General features: G+C 35.1%; 21 protein-coding genes. 12 read left to right on the plus strand and 9 right to left on the minus strand.

From position 1 onward, the window contains the following. Window positions 1-21: 21 nt before the first annotated feature. Together C8N46_RS14475 and C8N46_RS14480 are read right to left on the minus strand one after the other, a co-directional pair. Window positions 22-756: a geranylgeranylglyceryl/heptaprenylglyceryl phosphate synthase gene (locus tag C8N46_RS14475; RefSeq protein ID WP_108115638.1), complete on the minus strand. Its 735-nt coding sequence runs from the start codon at window positions 754-756 to the stop codon at window positions 22-24. Between the two features lie 4 nt (window positions 757-760). Beyond that, complete coding sequence (locus tag C8N46_RS14480; protein ID WP_108115639.1) at window positions 761-1,402, minus strand: 4'-phosphopantetheinyl transferase family protein; 642 nt, start codon at window positions 1,400-1,402, stop codon at window positions 761-763. A gap of 134 nt (window positions 1,403-1,536) precedes the next feature. Between C8N46_RS14480 and ahcY the strand changes: the two genes are divergently transcribed. The 7 genes from ahcY (at window position 1,537) to C8N46_RS14510 (ending at window position 8,551) form a co-directional block, all read left to right on the plus strand. After that, on the plus strand, window positions 1,537-2,853 hold the full coding sequence (gene ahcY / locus C8N46_RS14485; RefSeq protein ID WP_108115640.1) for an adenosylhomocysteinase: 1,317 nt from the start codon (window positions 1,537-1,539) through the stop codon (window positions 2,851-2,853). Window positions 2,854-3,080: 227 nt separating this feature from the next. After that, window positions 3,081-4,766: a helix-turn-helix domain-containing protein gene (locus C8N46_RS14490; protein WP_108115641.1), complete on the plus strand. Its 1,686-nt coding sequence runs from the start codon at window positions 3,081-3,083 to the stop codon at window positions 4,764-4,766. Window positions 4,767-4,839: 73 nt separating this feature from the next. Continuing rightward, window positions 4,840-5,058, plus strand: a complete 219-nt coding sequence (locus C8N46_RS14495; RefSeq protein ID WP_146169833.1) for a hypothetical protein — start codon at window positions 4,840-4,842, stop codon at window positions 5,056-5,058. A gap of 94 nt (window positions 5,059-5,152) precedes the next feature. Further along, complete coding sequence (locus C8N46_RS14500; RefSeq protein WP_108115643.1) at window positions 5,153-5,374, plus strand: hypothetical protein; 222 nt, start codon at window positions 5,153-5,155, stop codon at window positions 5,372-5,374. Between the two features lie 230 nt (window positions 5,375-5,604). After that, window positions 5,605-7,302, plus strand: coding sequence for a helix-turn-helix domain-containing protein (locus C8N46_RS14505; protein WP_158269158.1), 1,698 nt, complete (start codon window positions 5,605-5,607; stop codon window positions 7,300-7,302). A 93-nt stretch (window positions 7,303-7,395) separates the two neighbouring features. Beyond that, window positions 7,396-7,545, plus strand: coding sequence for a hypothetical protein (locus C8N46_RS20540; RefSeq protein WP_158269159.1), 150 nt, complete (start codon window positions 7,396-7,398; stop codon window positions 7,543-7,545). A 100-nt stretch (window positions 7,546-7,645) separates the two neighbouring features. Beyond that, the gene (locus C8N46_RS14510) at window positions 7,646-8,551 is read left to right on the plus strand and encodes a dockerin type I repeat-containing protein (protein ID WP_146169834.1); all 906 of its coding nucleotides are present in this window, start codon (window positions 7,646-7,648) and stop codon (window positions 8,549-8,551) included. Window positions 8,552-8,624: 73 nt separating this feature from the next. On the opposite strand, the gene C8N46_RS14515 is transcribed toward C8N46_RS14510, so the two are convergent. Then, window positions 8,625-9,380, minus strand: a complete 756-nt coding sequence (locus C8N46_RS14515; RefSeq protein WP_108115646.1) for a hypothetical protein — start codon at window positions 9,378-9,380, stop codon at window positions 8,625-8,627. Between the two features lie 119 nt (window positions 9,381-9,499). Here C8N46_RS14515 and C8N46_RS14520 point away from each other — a divergent pair, with 119 nt between their 5' ends. Beyond that, entirely contained in the window at window positions 9,500-11,632 is a 2,133-nt protein-coding gene (locus tag C8N46_RS14520; RefSeq protein WP_108115647.1) for a M3 family metallopeptidase, read from the plus strand. 79 nt (window positions 11,633-11,711) lie between these two features. On the opposite strand, the gene rpmA is transcribed toward C8N46_RS14520, so the two are convergent. From rpmA to C8N46_RS14535, 3 genes are all read right to left on the minus strand, one after another. Continuing rightward, entirely contained in the window at window positions 11,712-11,972 is a 261-nt protein-coding gene (gene rpmA, locus C8N46_RS14525) for a 50S ribosomal protein L27 (protein WP_046743080.1), read from the minus strand. A gap of 43 nt (window positions 11,973-12,015) precedes the next feature. After that, window positions 12,016-12,669 carry a 50S ribosomal protein L21 gene (gene rplU, locus C8N46_RS14530; RefSeq protein ID WP_108115648.1) on the minus strand — a complete coding sequence of 218 codons (654 nt, stop codon included), beginning with the start codon at window positions 12,667-12,669 and terminating at the stop codon, window positions 12,016-12,018. Between the two features lie 77 nt (window positions 12,670-12,746). Next, window positions 12,747-13,196, minus strand: a complete 450-nt coding sequence (locus tag C8N46_RS14535; protein WP_108115649.1) for a DUF4199 domain-containing protein — start codon at window positions 13,194-13,196, stop codon at window positions 12,747-12,749. Between the two features lie 169 nt (window positions 13,197-13,365). Here C8N46_RS14535 and C8N46_RS14540 point away from each other — a divergent pair, with 169 nt between their 5' ends. The 3 genes from C8N46_RS14540 to C8N46_RS14550 all read left to right on the plus strand — a co-directional run bounded on the left by C8N46_RS14540 (window position 13,366) and on the right by C8N46_RS14550 (window position 17,142). Next, window positions 13,366-14,703 (plus strand): M16 family metallopeptidase, encoded by a 1,338-nt coding sequence (locus C8N46_RS14540; protein ID WP_108115650.1) that lies wholly within the window; start codon window positions 13,366-13,368, stop codon window positions 14,701-14,703. A 10-nt stretch (window positions 14,704-14,713) separates the two neighbouring features. Beyond that, window positions 14,714-16,804: a M16 family metallopeptidase gene (locus C8N46_RS14545; RefSeq protein WP_108115836.1), complete on the plus strand. Its 2,091-nt coding sequence runs from the start codon at window positions 14,714-14,716 to the stop codon at window positions 16,802-16,804. 122 nt (window positions 16,805-16,926) lie between these two features. Beyond that, entirely contained in the window at window positions 16,927-17,142 is a 216-nt protein-coding gene (locus tag C8N46_RS14550; RefSeq protein ID WP_108115651.1) for a hypothetical protein, read from the plus strand. Window positions 17,143-17,168: 26 nt separating this feature from the next. Here C8N46_RS14550 and C8N46_RS14555 read toward each other — a convergent pair whose 3' ends face one another. Further along, window positions 17,169-18,059 carry a DMT family transporter gene (locus C8N46_RS14555; protein WP_108115652.1) on the minus strand — a complete coding sequence of 297 codons (891 nt, stop codon included), beginning with the start codon at window positions 18,057-18,059 and terminating at the stop codon, window positions 17,169-17,171. Between the two features lie 127 nt (window positions 18,060-18,186). On the opposite strand from C8N46_RS14555, the gene C8N46_RS14560 reads away from it, so the two are divergent. After that, window positions 18,187-18,690: a heavy-metal-associated domain-containing protein gene (locus C8N46_RS14560; RefSeq protein WP_108115837.1), complete on the plus strand. Its 504-nt coding sequence runs from the start codon at window positions 18,187-18,189 to the stop codon at window positions 18,688-18,690. Between the two features lie 705 nt (window positions 18,691-19,395). On the opposite strand, the gene gldD is transcribed toward C8N46_RS14560, so the two are convergent. Beyond that, entirely contained in the window at window positions 19,396-19,959 is a 564-nt protein-coding gene (gldD, locus tag C8N46_RS14565; protein WP_108115653.1) for a gliding motility lipoprotein GldD, read from the minus strand. Continuing rightward, window positions 19,956-21,260 carry a gliding motility-associated protein GldE gene (locus C8N46_RS14570; protein ID WP_108115654.1) on the minus strand — a complete coding sequence of 435 codons (1,305 nt, stop codon included), beginning with the start codon at window positions 21,258-21,260 and terminating at the stop codon, window positions 19,956-19,958. The genes gldD and C8N46_RS14570 overlap by 4 nt, the downstream gene beginning before the upstream one ends. Window positions 21,261-21,267: the final 7 nt, after the last annotated feature.

A 21,267-nucleotide genomic window follows, 5' to 3' on the forward strand; every position in this document is an offset into this window, starting at 1 on the left:
GTTGTTTGTTATTCGTATTTTTTATTTGAAACTTCTCAATTCAAAGAAAAAATCTTCATTTTCTTCAAAAGCAGTTCCGATAACAACTAAATCTGCCCCTGCGTTGAAAGCCGTTTCGAGTTGTGTTTTGCTTCGGATTCCACCACCAACAATCAACGGAATTTTTAAATTTCGTGCAACTTCTTGTACGATTTTTTCATGCACCATTTTTGTAGCGCCACTTCCCGCTTCTAGATAGATGAGTTGCTTTCCAGAGAATTGTCCCGCCAACGCTGTATGCAAGATGGTTTCTTTATTATTTTGCGAAATTGGTTTTGTTTCGCTCACACGTTGTACAGCCGTTTCTACGCCGCCATCAATTAAAATATAACCTGTCGGAATGATTTCTAAATTGGTGCCAATGAGTTTTTCAACAGATTGCACTTGCTGCTCGATTAAGTATTTCGGATTTCGCCCAGAAAGTAATGATAAAAACAAAATGCCGTCCGCAGCTTCTGTGATTTGCTCGTGACTTCCAGGAAAAATTAAAATCGGTAATGTGGTGTGTTGTTTGATGGTTTTCACTACTATTTCCATCTTTTTTTCGGCATCCGTACTTCCGCCAACAAATATATGTGTAATGATGGATGTGTGTACTTTTTGTAAAAATTGTGGAATATAACTGATGTCTATTTTGTCAGGATCAATTAATACGGCAAGTAATTTTTGCCCTTCTATTTTGGCTTGAATGATATGTTGGTAGATGCTTGTTGTCATATTCTCACGAACGCGTTTCTTCAAGCGCATACACGCACGTAAATCCATCAAACTCTAAAAAATCTAATGCATATTTCGCAGTATCTTTTCCGTAATATACGGTTCCTTTGGTATGTGAGACTTCCATAGAAAAATCGTCAATATCAATATGTTTCAAAAAGCTAAGTCCTTTTTCTGCATATACTTTATAGATAGATTCTTTTCCGCCCCAAACAATCGTCAGTTTTCGCACCAAAGCATCGTGATTGGCAATGGTTCGGTACTCTTCTAAGGGTGTAAATTTGTGTGCGATGCGAACAATTTTATCACGTTGCATTTCGATATCAATTCCCACAGGGGTAGACGCACTGACAATGATTGCCGAAAATTGAAACGAATGTGTTATGGAGATGTGTTTTCCATCTTTTAAATGTGGCTTTCCTTTTTCATCATAATACAAATCAAAATCTGTATACCCAAATTCCGCTAGCAAATGTCGTACACTTAAAAAACCACGTTGATGAATTTCGGAACGCATGCCATCGAGTCGCTCTTGACAATGATTGGTAAGCTTTACATCACGATTCAAGGCTTCAAAAGACTCTTCTATCTTCCAAATCAGCACTTTAGTATCATTATTTACTGTTATAGTTTTGTAAAGAGCCATTATATTAAAAAGTTATTTAGTACCTTTGCACTCGCAAACTGGAAACCAAATAGAATTATTGGTTTTGTTGTGTTGCGAATTTAAACATATTTTAGGTCACAAACCATAATTATTTAAACATAAAAAAGAAAAGTATGAGTACAAAATCAGTTCCTTACGTAGCTTATAAAGTAAAAGATATTTCATTGGCAGCTTGGGGAAGAAAAGAGATTGAGTTAGCAGAAGCGGAAATGCCAGGACTTATGAGTCTTCGTGAAGAATATAAAGATGAGCAACCATTGAAAGGTGCGAGAATTGCAGGATGTTTACACATGACAATTCAAACAGCAGTTTTGATTGAAACATTGGTCGCTTTAGGAGCCGAAGTAACTTGGAGTTCATGTAACATTTTCTCTACACAAGACCAAGCAGCAGCAGCAATTGCAGAAGCTGGAATTCCAGTATATGCTTGGAAAGGTATGAACGAGGAAGAGTTTGATTGGTGTATTGAGCAAACTTTATTTTTTGGAGAAGAGCGCAAGCCTTTAAACATGATTTTAGATGATGGTGGTGATTTAACAAATATGGTTTTAGATCGTTACCCAGAATTGGTAGACGGTATCAACGGATTGTCTGAAGAAACAACTACAGGAGTTCACAGATTGTACGAGCGTATGAAGAATGGTACATTACCAATGCCAGCTATCAACATTAACGACTCTGTAACGAAGTCTAAATTTGACAACAAATACGGATGTAGAGAAAGTGCTGTAGATGCGATTCGTCGTGCAACTGACGTAATGTTAGCAGGAAAAAGAGTGGTTGTTTGTGGATATGGAGACGTAGGTAAAGGTACCGCAGCTTCTTTCCGTGGTGCAGGTTCTATTGTAACAGTTACTGAAATTGATCCAATTTGTGCATTACAAGCAGCAATGGACGGTTTTGAAGTGAAGAAATTAGAAACTGTTGTTGGAAAAGCAGATATCGTAATTACAACAACTGGAAACAAAGATATCGTGACTGGAAAGCACTTTGAAGCGATGAAAGATAAAACGATTGTGTGTAATATTGGACACTTCGATAACGAAATCGCAGTTGCTTGGTTGAATGACAACTATGGAAATACAAAAGTTGAAATCAAGCCACAGGTTGATAAGTACACGGTAAACGGAAAAGATATCATCTTATTGGCAGAAGGACGTTTGGTAAACTTAGGATGTGCTACAGGTCACCCAAGTTTTGTAATGAGTAACTCATTTACCAACCAAACCTTAGCACAAATTGAGCTTTGGAAAAATGCGGATAAGTACGAAAATAAAGTGTACATGTTACCAAAACACTTAGATGAAAAAGTAGCACGTTTACACTTAGAAAAAATTGGCGTAGAGTTAGAAGAACTTTCTAAAGACCAAGCAGATTATATTGGTGTAGAAGTTCAAGGACCATTCAAGCCAGAATACTACAGATACTAAGAAATTTATTTTTCTATATATTCGAAAGCCTTTTGTCATACGATGAAAGGCTTTCTTTTTTTAAAATTTTCAAGCAACCAACCATACGATTTGACATCTAAATTAAAACAAGCACTACATAACAATCATTGTATTTTTTAGTAGAAAAATTATAGGTTGCACATAATATTGGGCAAGACTGGCGTTATATTTGATAGTATTTTTTTATCCCACAAATTCCGTTATTCATGCATACATACATTCGTTTTCTTTGTATTTCACTTTTTTGTTTCGTACAAATTGGTATTGCACAACAAGTAGATTCACTTCAAAAAAAATCCTATCAAGAACTTAAAAAACAATACACAACATTAGAATATACCAATCCTGCGTTGGCACAACAATATGCCATAGCGTTGCTAAAAAAAGCCAAGCAAGAAGGCAATCTCCAAGAAAAAAATGCGGCGTATTTATTAAATGCTTCTTCTGAAAATTATTTTGGAAATATGAAAGCGTCGTTAGCCTATATTGATTCCTGTATTACCTATGCAAATACTCAAAAAAATGATGCTTTGCTCATTAAAGCAATCAGCCATAAAGGGAAAACGTATTTTACATTTGGAAAATATAACGACGCCATCACCTATTATTTGCAATTGGATTCTTTAGCAAGAAAAACCCAAAACATACGCTATCAAATTTATTCCAATCACAGCATTGGTTCTATCAAAAATATTATGGGCGATCATAAAGGTGCAACGGAATTATTCTTAAAGAACAAGGAAATCATCACACCCATTATGGAAGCGCGAAACTATCATACCTTGTACCTAAACATGTTGATTGGACTCATTTCCGCATATACCTATTTTGATGTTGATGCAGCCGCTGCGTATTTGCCAGAACTTAAAAAAGTAAGTCTTCAAATTAACGACAAAGATGCGCTGAGTTATTATTTTTCACTAAAAGGAATTGTCAATTACAAACGAAAAGAATACGACGAAGCATTGGTAACGTTAGCAAAGGCAGACAGTTTGGTTTCCGAATTGGGAATTCAACGAAATCTATATCCTATTTATCGCTTTCGCGGGAAGACGTATTACGAGAAAAAAATGTTCCCAGAAGCAATTGCTGCTTTTGAAGCGATAAAAACACTACAAAAAGAAATTGAGTTTGACGATTTTCAGTATCGAGAAGTCCTTTCCTTACTCGCCAACAGTTACGAACAAATTGACAACACGGAAAAAGCTTTAGAAAATTACCGTTTGGCGCATAAGTACTCATATACAGATACCATTCAAGAAGCAATTCGGTACACTATTTTAAAAGAATACGATAAAAAAACACTCGAAAGTAAGATTGAAACATTAAAAATTAAATCGAATGAAAAAACCAAACAGAATATATCATTGTGGTTTATTTCTAGCGGATTGTTAGTGTCGCTCGTCATCTTATTTCTAATTTTCAAAAAACAACAACGCGACAACCGACAAAAATTTGATGCGTTATTACAAAAATTAGCTTCAGAAGATACCCAAAAAGAGCCTGAAGACAGCAATTCTAAATTTCAAATTTCAAACGAAAAAATCACTAAAATCTTAGAAGGACTTGAAAAGTTTGAAGCATCCAATACATTTTTACAACAAAATACAAGTTTGGTGACTGTTGCTAAAAAATTGAACACCAATACGACTTATTTATCGCAAATTGTAAACGAGCAAAAAGGCATGACATTCAAAAATTACATTACCGAATTGCGCATCAATTATGTGCTTCGCAAACTGAAAAACGATAAAGTGATGCGCTCGTATACCATAAAAGCCATTGCGAAAGAATTAGGTTTTAAAAGTGAAGGTGCCTTTTCGAGAGCCTTTAAAAAGCAAACAGGGATTTATCCGTCATTTTTCATTAAAAATCTCACCGCCATTTCATAAAACGAAGGCATTTCTATTTTTGTCAAATCCGCGTATGCTCTATATTCGACCAATAAACATTAACATACATATCATGATGAAAAAACAAAAATTGAACCTCAATTCCTTAAGATTAAAAAAAGTTAGTATTGCAACATTAAACTTGATTAAAGGTGCAGATGAACAACAAGCAATGGATGAAACTCTTAAAACGTATTGCTGCTCGCAGTTTCCATATTGCATACATACACTAACCACAAGACCTGACAGCTTAAATCCGGGAGATGACGAAAATGGTGAAGGCAGCAAATAAGTATCCCTCTTTTTTATAAAACGAACTTTGGATAAGTTGTAAACGCTGAAAATCCATTCTAATTTCACAGTATTAATCATTAAAAATTTTTATTATGTTAAAAAAGATTTCAGCATTACAATCGGTAAGAGCGTTAAGTAAAAAAGAGCAACATGCAATTAACGGTGGCGCAGGTTATTTATGTTCGTCTACTATTATGCCAGGTTTATATCATTCTGAGGAAGATATTAGTGGTGATTATGGTAACGGGCACGTAATTACTTGCCATGCTGCAGAAAGAAAAGCAACTTCAGGCGGTTCACAAGCAGCAAGTTAATCCGTATTGTATTTAGTTAACAAAATCACAGTTAAAAATCTTTTTTAGCTGTGATTTTTTGTTGAATAGATTTACTTTACAATCAAAAAAATAAATCGCAAACGATACCCAAAGTATGTTTTGAGACCACAAGATTATATTAAAAAACAAAATTTCCCGTACTTTTTTATATATTGATGACGTCATTGCACTGTTATTCACGTAGCAGTCCTCTTTCTAATTGTTACCACATGAGTTTTCGTTACCATTTTATTGTATTGCTATGTCTTTGTTTTGTTGGAACTATTTCTGCACAGGATCGGGATTCTATTTCAGAATATTCATATCAAGAATTGAATAAGCGTTTTTCAAAATATAGATATAATGAACCAAAAAAAGCAAAACTATATGCTGATATTATGCTTGAAAAAGCAATTTCAGAAAAGAATCGCTTACAAGAAAGTAATGCTTATGTATTGTTGGCTCGCTCAGAAAGTTATTTCGGAAATCTGACAAATGCTTTAGATTTTGTTGATAAAAGTATCGCTTATGCTACAGTGGAAGAAAATTATGATTTGTATGTAAAAGCCATTCATAGAAAAGGAATGACCTACTACAACTTTGGAAAATATGATGAAGCGATATCATTTTACTTAAAAATAGATTCTATTGCGAGAATCACGGATAATATTGCGTATCAACTCAAATCCAATCAAAGTATTGGCGCTGTAAAAACGGTGTTAGGCGACCATAAAAGTGCCGCTAAGTTGTTTTTGGAAAACGAAACTATTTTAGAACCACTGAAAAATAATCCAGCGTATGCGTCGCAATATGCAAGTACTATTATTGGACTTTGCTCTGCACATACGTATTTTGACATTCCCAAAGCAGAAGAATATCTTTCTAAATTAAAAGACATCAGTACTACCTCAGCAGATAAAGATGCCTTATCGTATTACTACATGTTGAAAGGTATCATTTTTTATCTTAAAAAAGATTACAATGCAGCATTGGAAACCTTAGAAACTGCCGACAGTTTGGTAACTTCGTTGGGAAGAAAGCGAAATTTATTTCCTATGTATCGATTTAAAGGAAAAGCATATTATGAACTTGGTGCTTTTGAAAAAACGATTGAAGTGTATGAAAAAATTAAGGAGTTACAAAAAGATATAAATTTTGATCATTTCAAATATCAGGAAGTGATTGCTACGTTGGCGTTGAGCTACGATACTATCAACAATATTGAAAAAGCGATTGAAAATTTTACGCTTGCGCAGGAATTGGTAAAAGCAAACGATACTATCAAACAAGCGATTAATTACGAAATCATCAATAAATACGACCACAAAATATTTCAAACTAAAATTGACCGACTCGTTGCGAAAAGCGAAGAAAAAGAGCAACAAAACCTATCACTCATATACACCAGTTTAGTTTTAGCAACAATAATTATTTTACTTCTTATTCTATATCAAAAAAACAAAACAAACAATCAAAAAAAGTTTAAAGCATTAGTCCAAAAACTTGAAGATGCTGAAAAAAATAGTGTAGAAAAACCTGCAACCCAAAAAACAAAAGAGAAGAAAGTTCCCGACGAAAAAATAACTGAAATTTTAAAAGGCTTACAAAAATTTGAAGATTCACATGCGTTTTTACATAAAAACACGAGCTTGACATCTGTCGCAAAAAAACTCAACACAAACACTTCTTATTTATCCAAAACAATCAACGCGCACAAAGGAATGAGTTTTATCAATTACATCACCAAATTACGTATCGATTACGCTTTAAAGAATTTAAAAAATGACAAAGTTTTACGTTCATACAGTATCAAAGCCATTGCCGAAGAACTAGGTTTTAAAACCGAAGGTGCTTTTTCAAGAGCTTTCAAAAAGCAAACAGGCATTTACCCTTCCTATTTTATAAAAAACCTAACCTCTAATTCATAAACCAGAGGTATCTATTGTAGTTCTCAACCCTTTTGTTTGCTATATTTCAGTCATTAAATTTTAAAATTGAAAATGATGAAAAACAAAAAAGAAATGTCTCTAAGACTCCGAAAAAAAAGTATTGCTAATTTAAGTTCTATCAAAGCAGGACATTTACCGCCTGATACTGACCCTGATACAGGACCTAAACAATGTCCAACAACAGTCGACCCTAGAACAGATTTTGCTTCTAACGAATGCTAAAACACGTTGCCTTTAATTCATAAACCAGCGTTACAAAAACTGGTTTTTACATAAAATCCGTTTTAATTTCACTTCATAATTAATTTTTAAAATCGATATTATGAAACAGTTAAAATGGATTTTTTCTTTAACAATAAGTCTTCTTTTAATGACTTCTTGTTCTCACGAAAACAGCGCAAGTTTTGATGAATCGACATCAATAACAAAGGAAGTTTTAAAAAACTATCCAAAAGAAATTACAATTGACAATTGGCAACAGTTTGTAACAGCTCCTAAGGAAGTGATTGAGTATTTTACCACTAAGGAAGAGAAACCAAGTAGCAAACCTAACGAGTTTGTTGAAAAAGACGGATTTGGAAACTCTTTTAGTTCTTTGGAATTTGGTAAAATTCAAGTACAAAACGGTGGAAGTCTGACAAATAACTGGCTAGGAAATACACGAATTTCAACATACAATTTCTCTGATTTAAATGACGAACTAGGACATACGCTTTCCGAAGACTCCAATTTTGGAAATGATAGCAATTACTTCTTTTCTATAAATACATCTACAGATGTAATGTGTTTCTTTTATGATGATATTACTAATGAGGTATTTTCAGGTGCGCAATGGCGTAATGGTATCAGCGTATTGGACTTGGTTTTAATCGCCAGACATGTTGAACAAATTGAATGTTTTGAAGGTGCATGGCAATTCTTAGCTGCCGATGCTAACGGTGATGGCGCTATCAATGAATTAGACACCAATGTATTACAAAATCTTATTCTGTATGAAATCAATGAACTTCCAGAAGTTCCAACCAGCGGATACAATCAGCCAGTTATTTATTTTCCGCAGGAAACTTATGCTATTTTTCAGAACTTCATCACTATAAATCCGTGCACTTTTGATGAATCTTTGTTTGTACCTTTCTATGAAATCATTTCCTGTCAACGCATTAGCGATGAGCAATTTGACCGATTTGCCATAAAACGTGGTGATGTTAGTGGAAATTGGATTTTTTAAAATATAAGTTAGTTGGATAGTTTAATAGAGTATAACTTCCATAGAAAACGCTTCGATTAATTTTGAAGCGTTTTTAATATCCTGTCACCAACAAACCACGCGCGCCACGCATGCCACATTTTTGATAGTTGTGATACGCCTTTGCAGCTCGTTCTCTAATGGCTGCATCCGATTCATTCAAAATCCAGCCGTCAATTGCCCATTTTAGGGTATATGCTTCGGGCGACATCAATCCTGTAGACCAAATCAACGGATTCGCGCCAGTTTGTTTCAAATATGGTTTAAAATAATCTTTGCTAATACAGGCTAAAATAATCGCATCACGCTTATTTGTATTTTTGGGTTTAAATGTTTCTTTCAAACGAAACTCCATCAATCCATCATGACCAACATACGCAAGCAAATCAGAACTTCCGCCAAAATGCACTTTTTTATTGTCAATCAAAATTTCTGTTGAATTTTCACCGCTACATGCTTGTAAAAAGTCAATCGTTGTTTGTTTGATAAACTTTCCATCGTACGCATCTGCTAACAAATAGGTATCTGTCGTTTTATGTTTAAAAAGGATTCGCTCTAAAATTTTCGGATTGTTTGAAGGTAAGATTTTCACCAATTCCCAATCCTTACTACGCTTAAAATGTGTCTTCACACCATACAACGCTCCCCAATACAAATTGGTTCGTGGATTTTGACCATTTCCCAACGCTTTCGACACAGGCACAATTCCTTGATGCACATTATCACACAACGCCACAAATACGTGAATTTTCTTTTGTGCAAAAGCAGTGAAAGTCATGCAGAAAAATAGCAGCGTAATAATTGATTTCATAAAGTTTGGCTTCGTGTTATATAAATTATAACGACAAAAAACAGAAACTGTTGCAGAACGTTAAAATCATTCCAAAAACTTAAAAATTCTGTATCTTGGAGTACTAAACAATTAAACTAATGAAACGAACCTCAATAGCCATTATGAGTAGCATTTTACTATTTGCATCCTGCAAAGAAGCTACTCCCGAAAAAAAATCAGAAACGACTATGACAGACAATCCTTTGTTGACAGAATGGAACACGCCATACGGAGTACCGCCTTTTGACAAAATAAAGAGTAGCGACTACTTACCTGCTTTTGAAGTTGCTTTAAAAGAAAATCAAAAGGAAATTACTGCAATCACCGAAAATACAGAAGCACCAACCTTTCAAAACACGATTGAAGCGTTGGAATTTAGCGGAAAATATTTGAAAAGATTGCAACGTGTTTTTTATGCAGTTAATGGTGCCAATACAGACGATACACTTAAAGCTGCTGCCAAAGAAATCACACCAGCATTGGCGGCGCATAACGATTTTATCAATCTTAATGCGAAATTGTACGAACGTGTAAAAGCGGTGTACGACCAAAAAGAAAATTTGAATTTATCGGAAGAAGAAAAACGGTTGCTAGAAGAAGCGCATAAACAATTTGTGCGTGCGGGAATCAGTTTGAAAGGTGAACCACAAGAACGTTTACGCGAAATCAACAAACGATTGGCAAAATTAAGTGGCGATTTCAGCGAACATTTACTTGATGAAACCAACGCGTTTGAATATCACACCAAAGACAAAAAAGACTTAGGGAATCTTCCAGCAAACTTGGTCGATTTGGCGAAATCCGAAGCAAAAAAACGCGGTCACGAAGACGGCTATTCGTTTACTTTGCAACGCCCAAGTATCAATCCGTTTTTACAATCGTCTCCAAACAGAGAAGCACGCAAAATACTATTTGATGGATATGCCATGCGTGCTAACAATGACAACGAAAATGACAACAAAGCGATTTTAAGCGAAATGGCAGCTTTGCGTTTGGAAAAAGCAAAATTACTAGGCTATGAATCGCATGCAGCCTATATATTATCTGATAACATGGCAGAAACGCCAGAAGCTGTATATGCTTTTATGGACAAATTGTGGCCTTCGGCACTCGCAATGGCAAAATCTGAGCGTGAAGCATTGGCTAAAAAAATGGCAAGTGAAGGTGTAAAAGGTGATTTTAGAGGAAGCGATTGGCGTTATTACGTAGAAAAAGTTCGGAAAGAGCGTTACAATTTTGACGAAGAAGAAACACGTCCGTACTTTGAAGTAAATGCTGTGCGCGATGGAGTATTTGCTTTGGCGAAAGAACTTTTCGGATTGGAATTTAAAGAAATGAACGATGTTCCAAAATGGCATGAAGACCAGCAAGTATTTGAAGTGCTAGAAGCTGATGGAAAGCATTTGGGAATTATTTATATGGACTTCTTTGCGCGTCCAAGCAAACGTGGCGGCGCATGGATGAATGCTTTGCGCAGTCAGAAAAACGTGGACGGAATGGTTACTCCAATTGTGACGAATAATTTTAATTATCCTGCACCAACCGCAGATTCTCCGTCGTTATTATCCTTTACGGAAGCAGAAACCTTATTCCACGAATTTGGGCATGCGTTGCACGGATTATTCTCAAACGTAAAATACGAATCCTTATCGGGAACCAATGTTCCAAGAGATTTTGTAGAATTTCCATCGCAAGTAATGGAAAACTGGATGAGCGAACCGCAAGTATTGCGCATGTTTGCGAAACATTACAAAACAGGCGAAGTCATTCCAGATGCCATGATTAAAAAAATGAAAGATGCCAATTCATTCAATGGCGGATTTGCTACGGTTGAATATATGGCGGCAGCATATTTGGATATGGCGTGGCATTCCAAAACAGCAGACATTCCAACAGATGTGAATGCTTTTGAAAAAGAAGCCATGAACAAATTAGGGTTGATTGACGAAATCATTCCGCGATATAGAAGTACGTATTTTGGGCATATATTTTCAAGTCCCGTGGGTTATTCTTCCGGATATTACAGCTATTTATGGTCAGAAGTGTTAGATGCAGATGCTTTTCAGGCATTTAAAGACACTGGAAACTTATTTGATTCTGCCACAGCAAAACGCTACCGAAAAATGTTGAGCATGGGCGGATCGCAATCGGGAATGGATTTATACAAAACCTTCAGAGGTGCAGAACCTAAAATTGAACCTTTATTAAAGAAAAAAGGATTTGTGAAATAATACATAAATTCTTTTTTGAATGACATAAAAAAAGCCTGAACATTGAAGTTCAGGCTTTTTTTATACATTCAGATGCTAATTAAGCTTCAAAAGGTTCAATTGAAACGTACGATCTGTTGTTTGCTTTCTTTGTGAATTTCACAATACCATCTACTTTAGCATGTAAGGTATGGTCTTTCCCCATATATACATTTTCTCCTGGATTGTGAGTAGTTCCTCTTTGTCTAACGATGATGTTTCCAGCAATAGCTGCTTGTCCACCAAAAATCTTAACGCCTAATCGTTTCGATTCTGATTCTCTACCGTTTTTCGAACTACCAACTCCTTTTTTGTGAGCCATTTTCGTAAGGTTTTAAATTGTTATACTTAAGTGGATTTTGCAATTATGCTTTACCACCGTCTAATTCATCTTGCCATTTCTTTAACTCATCCCACTTTCCATCAGCAGCTAATTGAGCTTGTGCTGGCCAAGTGTCAGTTACGTGATTTCCACGAACGTCCGCAATGATTTCAGAAATTTTAGCAGCATCTGTATTTGCCAATTCAGCAAACGTTGTGATTCCTGCTTCGTTTAAAGTAGATGCAATCTTAGGACCAATTCCTTCGATTTTCTTTAAATCATCTCCTTTAGTTGTTGCTTTCTTAGCGGCAGGCTTAACTTCTGCAGCTGGCTTAGCAACTTCTTTTTTAGCTTCTTCTTTCTTTGGTGCTGCTTTTTTAGCTCCTGAAGCTACGATGTTTTCAATTACAATTTCTGTTAAAGACTGACGGTGACCATTTTTTACACGGTATCCTTTACGTCTTTTCTTTTTGAAAACAATCACTTTATCACCTTTAAGGTGCTTTAAAACTTTTGCCTCTACTGCGGCTCCGTTTATAGCTGGGGCGCCAATAGTAACTTGTCCGTTATCGTCTAACAAAAGAACATTGTCGAAAGTCACTTGCTTTCCTTCTTCTGTAGCCAAACGATGAACAAATACTTTTTGATCTTTCGCAACTTTGAATTGCTGCCCTGCTATCTCTACAATTGCATACATAGCGTATCGTTTAATTAATTAATTTTATCCAAAAATGGACGCAAATATACATCTAATTAATTAATCTACAAATACTTCTAAGGCAGTTTGTTGTTAATATTCCAACTTGGCTTAAATTTTTGCATAAATAGCAGGCTCAAAACCACTGTTGATGCGAATCCTTCAATCAAAATAATGAATAATAAAAGTCCTGGTTCTCGTGAAACACTCCCCAAACTCATTGCCATAATTTTTTCTCCAAACTCAACATCTATGTGGAAGATGTAAATTGCCATAAAGAAGGTAAAAACTAAGGTTGCTATAAATCCTGAGATAATGCCAGCTTTAAATCCTTCAAAATAATTGAAATTGACGCCGCTTTCTTTTTTTACATCTTTTATGACTTTGTAAATCCCTAAGGCAACAATAGCTCCGTTGAGCAAACGCAACCAAGGATTTTCATGCAAGCCAAACATTCGTACAATTAAAAAGTATAAAATCAATCCAAAGGCAATAAAAACGCCGTATTTAATAATTTTCTTTTCCATAGTAGTTTTCGGGTTTTTAGTTAGTAATTATTTAAGAACCATTAAGATACGAAAATTTACAGACTTCCTAAAATTGTCATAAACTTTAAGGTTTATTTGTGATATGTAACATTTTTACAGAACTTGCGTCAGATCTAAAATAACTCAAAGTCAAAAAAAGTTAAATGCAATGAAAAAAAGACTATTTTCAATAGCTTCATTGATGCTGGTAGGCGTGTTTGCCCAAGCACAAGAAGTTACGTTTGAAGAATACGACCTAGACAACGGTTTGCATGTAATTCTTCATCAAGATAATACTGCTCCTGTAGTAACCACATCGGTTATGTATGATGTTGGCGGAAAAGATTTAGGAGGCAACAATAATCCTGAACGTACTGGTTTTGCTCACTTCTTTGAGCATTTACTTTTTGAAGGAACCGAAAATATTGACCGTGGACAATGGTTTAAAATAGTATCTTCTAACGGAGGAAGCAACAATGCAAATACTTCCAATGACCGAACGTATTATTATGAAGTATTTCCTTCAAACAATTTAGAATTAGGGTTGTGGATGGAATCAGAACGCATGATGCATCCTGTTATCAATCAAATTGGTGTGGATACCCAAAGTGAAGTTGTAAAAGAAGAAAAAAGACAACGTTACGACAACCAGCCTTACGGACAATTGTTGTTTGTAGTGAGCGAAAACATCTTCAAAAAACACCCATATAAACACAAAAACATTGGAGAAATGGAGCATTTGGATGCTGCTACTCTCGATGAATTTAAAGCATACTTCAAAAAATATTATGTTCCTAATAACGCAACCTTAGTAGTTGCAGGCGACATTAACATCTCGAAGACTAAAAAAATGATTAAAGATTATTTTGGTCCTATTCCAAGAGGAAAAGATGTAGTGCGCAACTTCCCAAAAGAAGATCCAATTACAGAAGAATTTAAAGTAAAATACGAAGATCCAAACATTCAAATTCCTGCAATTATTGCAGCATACAGAACACCTGGATTTACGACAAGAGACGCACGTATTTTGGATATGATTTCTACCTATTTAAGTGGCGGTAAAAGCTCTAAATTATACAAAAGACTTGTAGACGATAAAAAAATGGCATTGGCTGTACAAGCAGTGAATTTCAGTCAAAAAGACTATGGAACTTATGCGCTTTTTGCACTTCCGTTAGGCGACAATACTTTAGAAGATTTGTTAGCTGAAATGGACGATGAAATTAAAATGCTTCAAACAGAATTAATTTCGCAAAGAGATTACGAAAAACTTCAAAATAAGTTTGAAAACCGATTTGTAAACTCAAACTCTAGTATACAAGGTATTGCAAACTCACTAGCTAGATACAATGTAATGTATGGTGATACCAATCTTATCAATACAGAAATTGACATTTACCGCTCTATTACTAGAGAAGAAATTAGAGAAGTTGCAAATAAGTACTTAAAGTCAAATCAACGTTTGCTTTTAGAATATGTACCTGCTGACAAAACAGAAAAAAAATAAAAAATTACAGATGAAAACAAAAATAGTTTCACTTCTTGTATTGTTTGTGGCATCACTAACAATGCAAGCACAAATAGATAGATCAAAACAACCAAAACCAGGACCTGCACCTAAAGTAAATATCGGAAAGCCTGATACATTTACATTAAAAAATGGATTAACAGTGATGGTGGTTGAAAACAATAAATTACCGCGTGTTTCTGCAACTTTACGAATAGACAATCCTCTGATTGTAGAAGGAGAAAAAGCTGGAATGACAGACTTGGTAAGTTCCTTATTAGGAAGTGGTTCTATGTCTATTTCTAAAGATGATTTTAATGAAGAAGTTGATTATTTAGGTGCTTCTTTAAATTTCGGTTCGCAAAGCGCTTTCGCAAGTTCTTTATCGAAATACTTCCCTAGAATCATGGAATTAATGGCAGATGCAGCTTTAAATCCAAATTTTACGCAGGAAGATTTAGAGAGTGAGCGTGCTAAGATTTTAGAAGGTATCAAATCTGAAAAGAAAAATGTAAGTGCCATTGCTGGAAGAGTGCAATCTGTATTGGCATATGGTCCAAATCATCCATATGGTGAATTTGTGACGGAAGAAACGATAAAAAATGTAACACTGGATGACATTAAAGCGTTTCACAACAAATATTTCCGACCAAACAACGCCTATCTTATCGTAATTGGTGATGTTAAAACCAAAGATGTAAAGAAATTAGTAAAAAAGCTTTTCAAAAACTGGGAACAAGGAACTATCGTTGCTGACACGTATGATACAGCTTCAAATCCTACACAAACAGAAATCAACTTTATCAATGCTGACAACGCTGTACAATCAGAATTAAGCGTTCAAAACACGGTGAATTTGACAATGAAAGACGAAGATTATTTCCCTGTGTTGATTGCTAACAATATTCTTGGTGGCGGTGGTGAAGCGCGTTTATTTAACAATTTACGTGAAGATAAAAAATTCACCTACGGTTCGTATTCAAGTATTGGAAACAATAGAAAAACCATCTCTCGATTCAGTGCAACCGCAAGTGTACGTAATGCAGTTACGGATAGCGCGGTAGTTGAAATTTTGAAAGAAATCAAAAAAATGACTACAGAATTGGTTTCTGATGAAGAATTGAAAAATGTAAAAGCAAAATATGTAGGTAGATTTGTAACAGGAATCGAGCGCCCAAGTACCATTGCAAACTACGCGTTGAACATTATTACAGAAGATTTACCAAAAGATTTCTACGAAACGTATTTGGAAAAAATTGAAGCTGTTACCAAAGAAGATGTATTGCGTGCAGCAAAAAAATACTTTAAGAAAGATAACTTACGTATTGTCGTAACCGGAAAAGGAAGCGAAGTAATTGACGGACTCGAAAACATAACGTTTGAAGGGAAAAAAGTGCCTGTAAAATATTATGATCAGTACGGAAATTCGACAAAAAAGCCTGTGTTTAAAAAGCCAATTCCTGCGGGAGTAACTGCACAAACTGTTGTGAATGATTACATCAAAGCCATTGGTGGAAAAGAAAAATTGATGAGCGTAAACTCGATTGTACAGGAAATGGGAACGTCGTTTCAAGGAATGGACATGTCAATGATGATGAAGCGTAAAAGCCCAAATTTATTAATGGTAGATGTGTCTGTTGCTGGAATGGGAAGTGTTAACAAGCAAGTTTTTGATGGAGAAACAGGATACATTTCAGGACAAGGTCAAAAAATGGACATGCCAGCAGAAATGATTGCTGATATGAAATCTAGAAAAGGGTTGTTTCCTGAACTTTACTATGAAAGTGATAAAATAACGTTGAAAGGTATTGAATCAGTAGATGGAAAAGATGCGTATGCAGTTGTGATTGAAAAATCGAATGGAGAAAAAGTAACCAACTTTTATGATACAAAAACAGGATTAAAAGTAAAAGAAAGTTCTACAGGTAAAGGTCCTGGCGGTCAAGAAATGATACAAGATCGTTTCTTTAGCGATTATAAAGAAATCGACGGCGTTATGATTCCACACGGAATGGTAATTCCTGCTGCTGGACAGAAATTAGAAATGACTGCTTTATCAACTAAAATAAATACACCACTTACGAAAGAAGATTTTCAATAAATTATATCTTTAAATAATACTTAACAATCGGGAGTAGTTAAATACTCTCGATTTTTTTGTGTTTTAATATTACATTTAATAAATTATTTTTCTTACTTTAATTGAAATTTAAATCACAAATTATGAAATTAGCAAGCATCAAGACTTTACAAATTTTAAGTAAAAAAGAACAAACACAATTAAATGGAGGAAACATAAATCCACTAGAATCTTGCGAAGCTCAAGCTACAATTTCTGCTTCAATAGATGCTTTTGGCGAACACTTTTTTCAAGAGTTTTACGAAATTTATTATCAAATTGCCTATGAGAATTGCATCAATGGAACATGGAATTCATAAAACTAATTTCCAATTGAAACCAACAATTATAAAGTTGTTGGTTTTTTCTTCCTCCTATTCACCAAATACACTCCGACTAAAATTACAATACCTCCAAGTATTTGATAGAAACTTAATGTTTCTCCTGCCAACACGCCCCAAAATATCGCAACTAACGGCATCGTATAGGTTACGGAAGAAGCAAATACAGGACTCGAAATTTGCACCAATCGATTGTAGATTACTTTGGCAATTGCCGTTCCGAAAAGTGACAAAATAGCAACGTATCCTAACGAAACTTGCATTTCTTTGTTTTCTAAAATGGTTCCAAAAAAGCCTGTAGAAGCCAAAATAATAAGCGCAGGCACAATCAAGAATAAAAAATTACCTGTGACAATAGCTAAGGCGTTTAGATTGTTCAAATGCCTTTTAATCATATTCACATTCAAACCGTAACCAATGGTGGCAAAGGCAATAAAAATACTGTACCAATAATTTTGATTCGGATTAAAATTCGCTCCAGCAAAAATCAAAACCAACGCGCCAACCAAACCAATCAACACGCCATAAATTTGCAGCTTGGACGTTTTCACACCAAATAATAAAATTCCGAAAATAACTGTATTTAATGGCGTGAGCGAGTTTAACATACTTGCTACAGCACTATCCAACTGCTCTTGCGCAATGGCAAATAAAAACACTGGAAAAAACGAACCTGCAAGCGCTGTTAAAAAAATCCATTTCCACTGCTGACGCTCAATCAACTTTATTTTATTTCCGCCTATCGAAAACACGATGATTGCAGTAATGGTCAATCGCAACGCACCCACTTGAATGGAGCTCAGTCCTTTAATGGCTTGTTCTATTAAGATGAACGAACTTCCCCAAATTAAGGATAATGACGCTAGATAAATCCACTTTAATTTGTCGTGATTCATGATTTTTAAATAGAATCATACAAAAGTCTGACAATTATTTCGAATAATTCATTCATATTTGCTTAATTTTGTGATACGCTCATAAGCAAAAATTATATGAGTGAATTTTATTTTAAATAGAACAACAATGAAAAAAATACTATTCGTTTTTGCAATGACAATCGCTTTGATAAGCTGCAAAGACAACACACCTAAAACAATTACGGTTGACACAAATACGAAAACCGTTGAAAAGGAAACTACTAAAGAAGACCTTGCTGCTAACTACAACAAAGCTGAATTTAAAATTGACGGAATGACGTGTGCAATTGGTTGCGCAAAGCGCATTGAAGGCAAATTAGCCGCTATGGAAGGTGTAAAATCGGCAAAGGTAGATTTCGAACAGAAATTAGCTATGGTCGAATACAACGACGCTAAAGTTGATTTTGATGCTTTAACAAGTACCGTTTCAAAAGTTGCTGGCGATTATAAAGTTTCTGACATGAAAAACGTTGAAACATTTTCAACCAATGAAGCTAAGAAAGAATGTGCCGCTGATTGCAAAAAAGCGTGCTGCGCTAAAAAAGAAGAAGCTGAAAAAATGGCGTGTGCAAAAGACTGTAAAAAAGCATGCTGCGCTACAAAAGCGTAACTTAGTTTTACATATAAAATATCAAAATCCTCAATTGTTATGATTGGGGATTTTTTTAATTTGGAGATTTGAAAATGTGATAATTAAAAGTTATAAAGACATCTCGACTGCGCTCGATGTGACACTAAGTTTCGCAATAAGGAACATCCCAAAAACTAAAAACTCACTCACTAACCTACTCAACTACCAAAAGCGAAGCGTATCTTAAATTTAGGTGTTAGCTTTTAGGTGTTAGATATTAGTCAAGTTCTAAAAACAATTTGAAATTCTAATTAAAAACGCAAAAACCTTAAATCGTTGAATTGAGTGAAGCAAGTCTAAAAGGCGAAGCCAATCTTACATCTAACAGCGAAGCGAGTCCAAAGCGAAGCGTATCTTAAATTTAGGTGTTAGCTTTTAGGTGTTAGGTATTAGGTATTAGGTATTAGGTATTAGGTATTAGTCAAGTTCTAAAAACAATTTGAAATTCTAATTAAAAACGCAAAAACCTTAAATCGTTGAATTGAGTGAAGCAAGTCTAAAAGGCGAAGCCAATCTTACATCTAACAGCGAAGCGAGTCCAAAGCGAAGCGTATCTTAAATTTAGGTGTTAGCTTTTAGGTGTTAGGTATTAGTCAAGTTCTAAAAACAATTTGAAATTCTAATTAAAAACGCAAAAACCTTAAATCGTTGAATTGAGCGAAGCGAGTCCATAGCGAAGCGAGTCTAGTTCTTCCACTCCAACGATTCAATCAATACGCGAATGTCTTTTTTGATGTAATTTACCGCTGGAAAGATAGAATCGTAATTTGGTCGCGCGTTGAAATATAGCGAACCTGTTAAAAAGTGATTGATGCTATCCGTAACGTAAAATTGTGCTTGCGAAGCGGCATTTCCCGATACTTCATACACCATTCCATAGACGTTTTGTTCTGCGTTTTCATACACCGTTGGGTCAATAGCATCTGCTTTTACGGCATGTTCATAGGTGAGTTTTTGTACATCTTCTAACAATTGATTCAAATTTCCATCAATGGGAATGTACGATAAATGCAACGTTCCATTGAGTGCAGGATATTGCAAATTTATCCAGCAATTTTTCTGTGGATCAATAATGGCAAGTTCATTCTTTTCAAAGGCATACGGACAATCGGAAGCGACTTTAGCATATTTTGGCGCAGGATATTCCAAGCGTAAAAAAGCTTTCGGTTTTGGCAATACTTCGCCGCCACAGGAAATCAATACTACGCTTACAATTAAAAAGAGACTTGTGTATTTTAGGATGTTCATTCTTTTAATGTGACTTTAACTTGTTTCAATCGTTTGTTGTCAATTACTTCCACAGTAAACGTATAGTCACCAAAGTTTATTTTATCTTTTACTTTTGGAAAACCTCTAAAAATTTCCAACACAAAACCTGCAACAGTTTCCGATTCGCCTTTTTGTTCTTCAAATTCAGAGTTGTCTTCCAATCCAATAATTTTGTAGAAATCTTTCAAGTTTGTTTTTCCATCAAAGACATAATTTTTATCGTCAATTTTGGAATAGTGCACATCTTCATCGTCAAATTCGTCACTAATATCACCAACAATTTCTTCAATCACATCTTCCAACGACACCAAACCAGAAGTTCCGCCGTATTCGTCGACCACAATTGCCAAGTGAATTTTCTTATCTTGGAACTCGCGCAGCAAATCGTCTAACTTTTTATTTTCTGGAACAAAATACGCATTGCGTAAAATTTTCTCCCAACCAAAATCTTTAGTGTCTATATGTGGAATGAGGTCTTTTACGTATAAAATCCCCGAAATTTCATCCAAACTATCTTTATACACAGGAATTCGCGAGTAGCCATTTTTGGTAATTTCATTCAATACCGCTTCAAACGACATGCCTTCTTTTAAGGCAAAAACGTCCATACGTGGGCGCATGACTTGCTTGGTATCTGTATTTCCAAACGATACAATTCCTTGTAGAATTTTTTGTTCTTCTTTCGTTGTTTCGTCTTCAGACGTCAATTCTAAGGCTTGTGAAAGTTGGTCTACCGAAAGATTGGAACGGCGTTTTCCTAGTTTATTTTGAATCAATCCTGAAACAAAACTCATCGGCATACTAATAGGTGCAAAAATTTTATCCAACACATTTAATGGAAACGCCATCATTGCAGAAAACTTGTGCTTATTTCTGCTGGCATATACTTTCGGAAGAATTTCACCAAAGAGTAAAATAAAAAAGGTAACTACGCCAATTTCAATGACCAATCGAAGCCATTCTGTGGTGATTCCGCCAAAAAATTTATCACTAAAAGACGCAAACAATAATACGGTTGCAATGTTGATAAAATTATTTGCTACTAAAATAGTTCCTAAGAGTTTTCGTGGTTTTCGAAGGAGTTTTGCTGCCAATCGCTCACTAGCAATTTTCGATGCTGAAGCTTCATTGATTTCTGTTTGCGACAAGGAAAATAAAGCAACTTCCGCACCTGAAATTAAGGCAGAACAAATTAATAAGACACCAAAAAACACCATCTTAAAAATATCGAGTCCTTCAAAAGACGCTGCAAGAATTAGTAAACTGGGTTCTGGATCCAAAATTTGA

Origin of the sequence: Kordia periserrulae (genome assembly GCF_003054265.1) — a bacterium.
Taxonomy (GTDB): domain Bacteria; phylum Bacteroidota; class Bacteroidia; order Flavobacteriales; family Flavobacteriaceae; genus Kordia; species Kordia periserrulae.

Bases quoted from the DNA above. Each gene is read 5' to 3' on its own strand.
- C8N46_RS14475 (WP_108115638.1), bottom strand. From the start codon at position 756: ATGACAACAAGCATCTACCAACATATCATTCAAGCCAAAATAGAAGGG.
- C8N46_RS14480 (WP_108115639.1), bottom strand. From the start codon at position 1,402: ATGGCTCTTTACAAAACTATAACAGTAAATAATGATACTAAAGTGCTG.
- ahcY (WP_108115640.1), top strand. From the start codon at position 1,537: ATGAGTACAAAATCAGTTCCTTACGTAGCTTATAAAGTAAAAGATATT.
- C8N46_RS14490 (WP_108115641.1), top strand. From the start codon at position 3,081: ATGCATACATACATTCGTTTTCTTTGTATTTCACTTTTTTGTTTCGTA.
- C8N46_RS14495 (WP_146169833.1), top strand. From the start codon at position 4,840: ATGATGAAAAAACAAAAATTGAACCTCAATTCCTTAAGATTAAAAAAA.
- C8N46_RS14500 (WP_108115643.1), top strand. From the start codon at position 5,153: ATGTTAAAAAAGATTTCAGCATTACAATCGGTAAGAGCGTTAAGTAAA.
- C8N46_RS14505 (WP_158269158.1), top strand. From the start codon at position 5,605: ATGAGTTTTCGTTACCATTTTATTGTATTGCTATGTCTTTGTTTTGTT.
- C8N46_RS20540 (WP_158269159.1), top strand. From the start codon at position 7,396: ATGTCTCTAAGACTCCGAAAAAAAAGTATTGCTAATTTAAGTTCTATC.
- C8N46_RS14510 (WP_146169834.1), top strand. From the start codon at position 7,646: ATGAAACAGTTAAAATGGATTTTTTCTTTAACAATAAGTCTTCTTTTA.
- C8N46_RS14515 (WP_108115646.1), bottom strand. From the start codon at position 9,380: ATGAAATCAATTATTACGCTGCTATTTTTCTGCATGACTTTCACTGCT.
- C8N46_RS14520 (WP_108115647.1), top strand. From the start codon at position 9,500: ATGAAACGAACCTCAATAGCCATTATGAGTAGCATTTTACTATTTGCA.
- rpmA (WP_046743080.1), bottom strand. From the start codon at position 11,972: ATGGCTCACAAAAAAGGAGTTGGTAGTTCGAAAAACGGTAGAGAATCA.
- rplU (WP_108115648.1), bottom strand. From the start codon at position 12,669: ATGTATGCAATTGTAGAGATAGCAGGGCAGCAATTCAAAGTTGCGAAA.
- C8N46_RS14535 (WP_108115649.1), bottom strand. From the start codon at position 13,196: ATGGAAAAGAAAATTATTAAATACGGCGTTTTTATTGCCTTTGGATTG.
- C8N46_RS14540 (WP_108115650.1), top strand. From the start codon at position 13,366: ATGAAAAAAAGACTATTTTCAATAGCTTCATTGATGCTGGTAGGCGTG.
- C8N46_RS14545 (WP_108115836.1), top strand. From the start codon at position 14,714: ATGAAAACAAAAATAGTTTCACTTCTTGTATTGTTTGTGGCATCACTA.
- C8N46_RS14550 (WP_108115651.1), top strand. From the start codon at position 16,927: ATGAAATTAGCAAGCATCAAGACTTTACAAATTTTAAGTAAAAAAGAA.
- C8N46_RS14555 (WP_108115652.1), bottom strand. From the start codon at position 18,059: ATGAATCACGACAAATTAAAGTGGATTTATCTAGCGTCATTATCCTTA.
- C8N46_RS14560 (WP_108115837.1), top strand. From the start codon at position 18,187: ATGAAAAAAATACTATTCGTTTTTGCAATGACAATCGCTTTGATAAGC.
- gldD (WP_108115653.1), bottom strand. From the start codon at position 19,959: ATGAACATCCTAAAATACACAAGTCTCTTTTTAATTGTAAGCGTAGTA.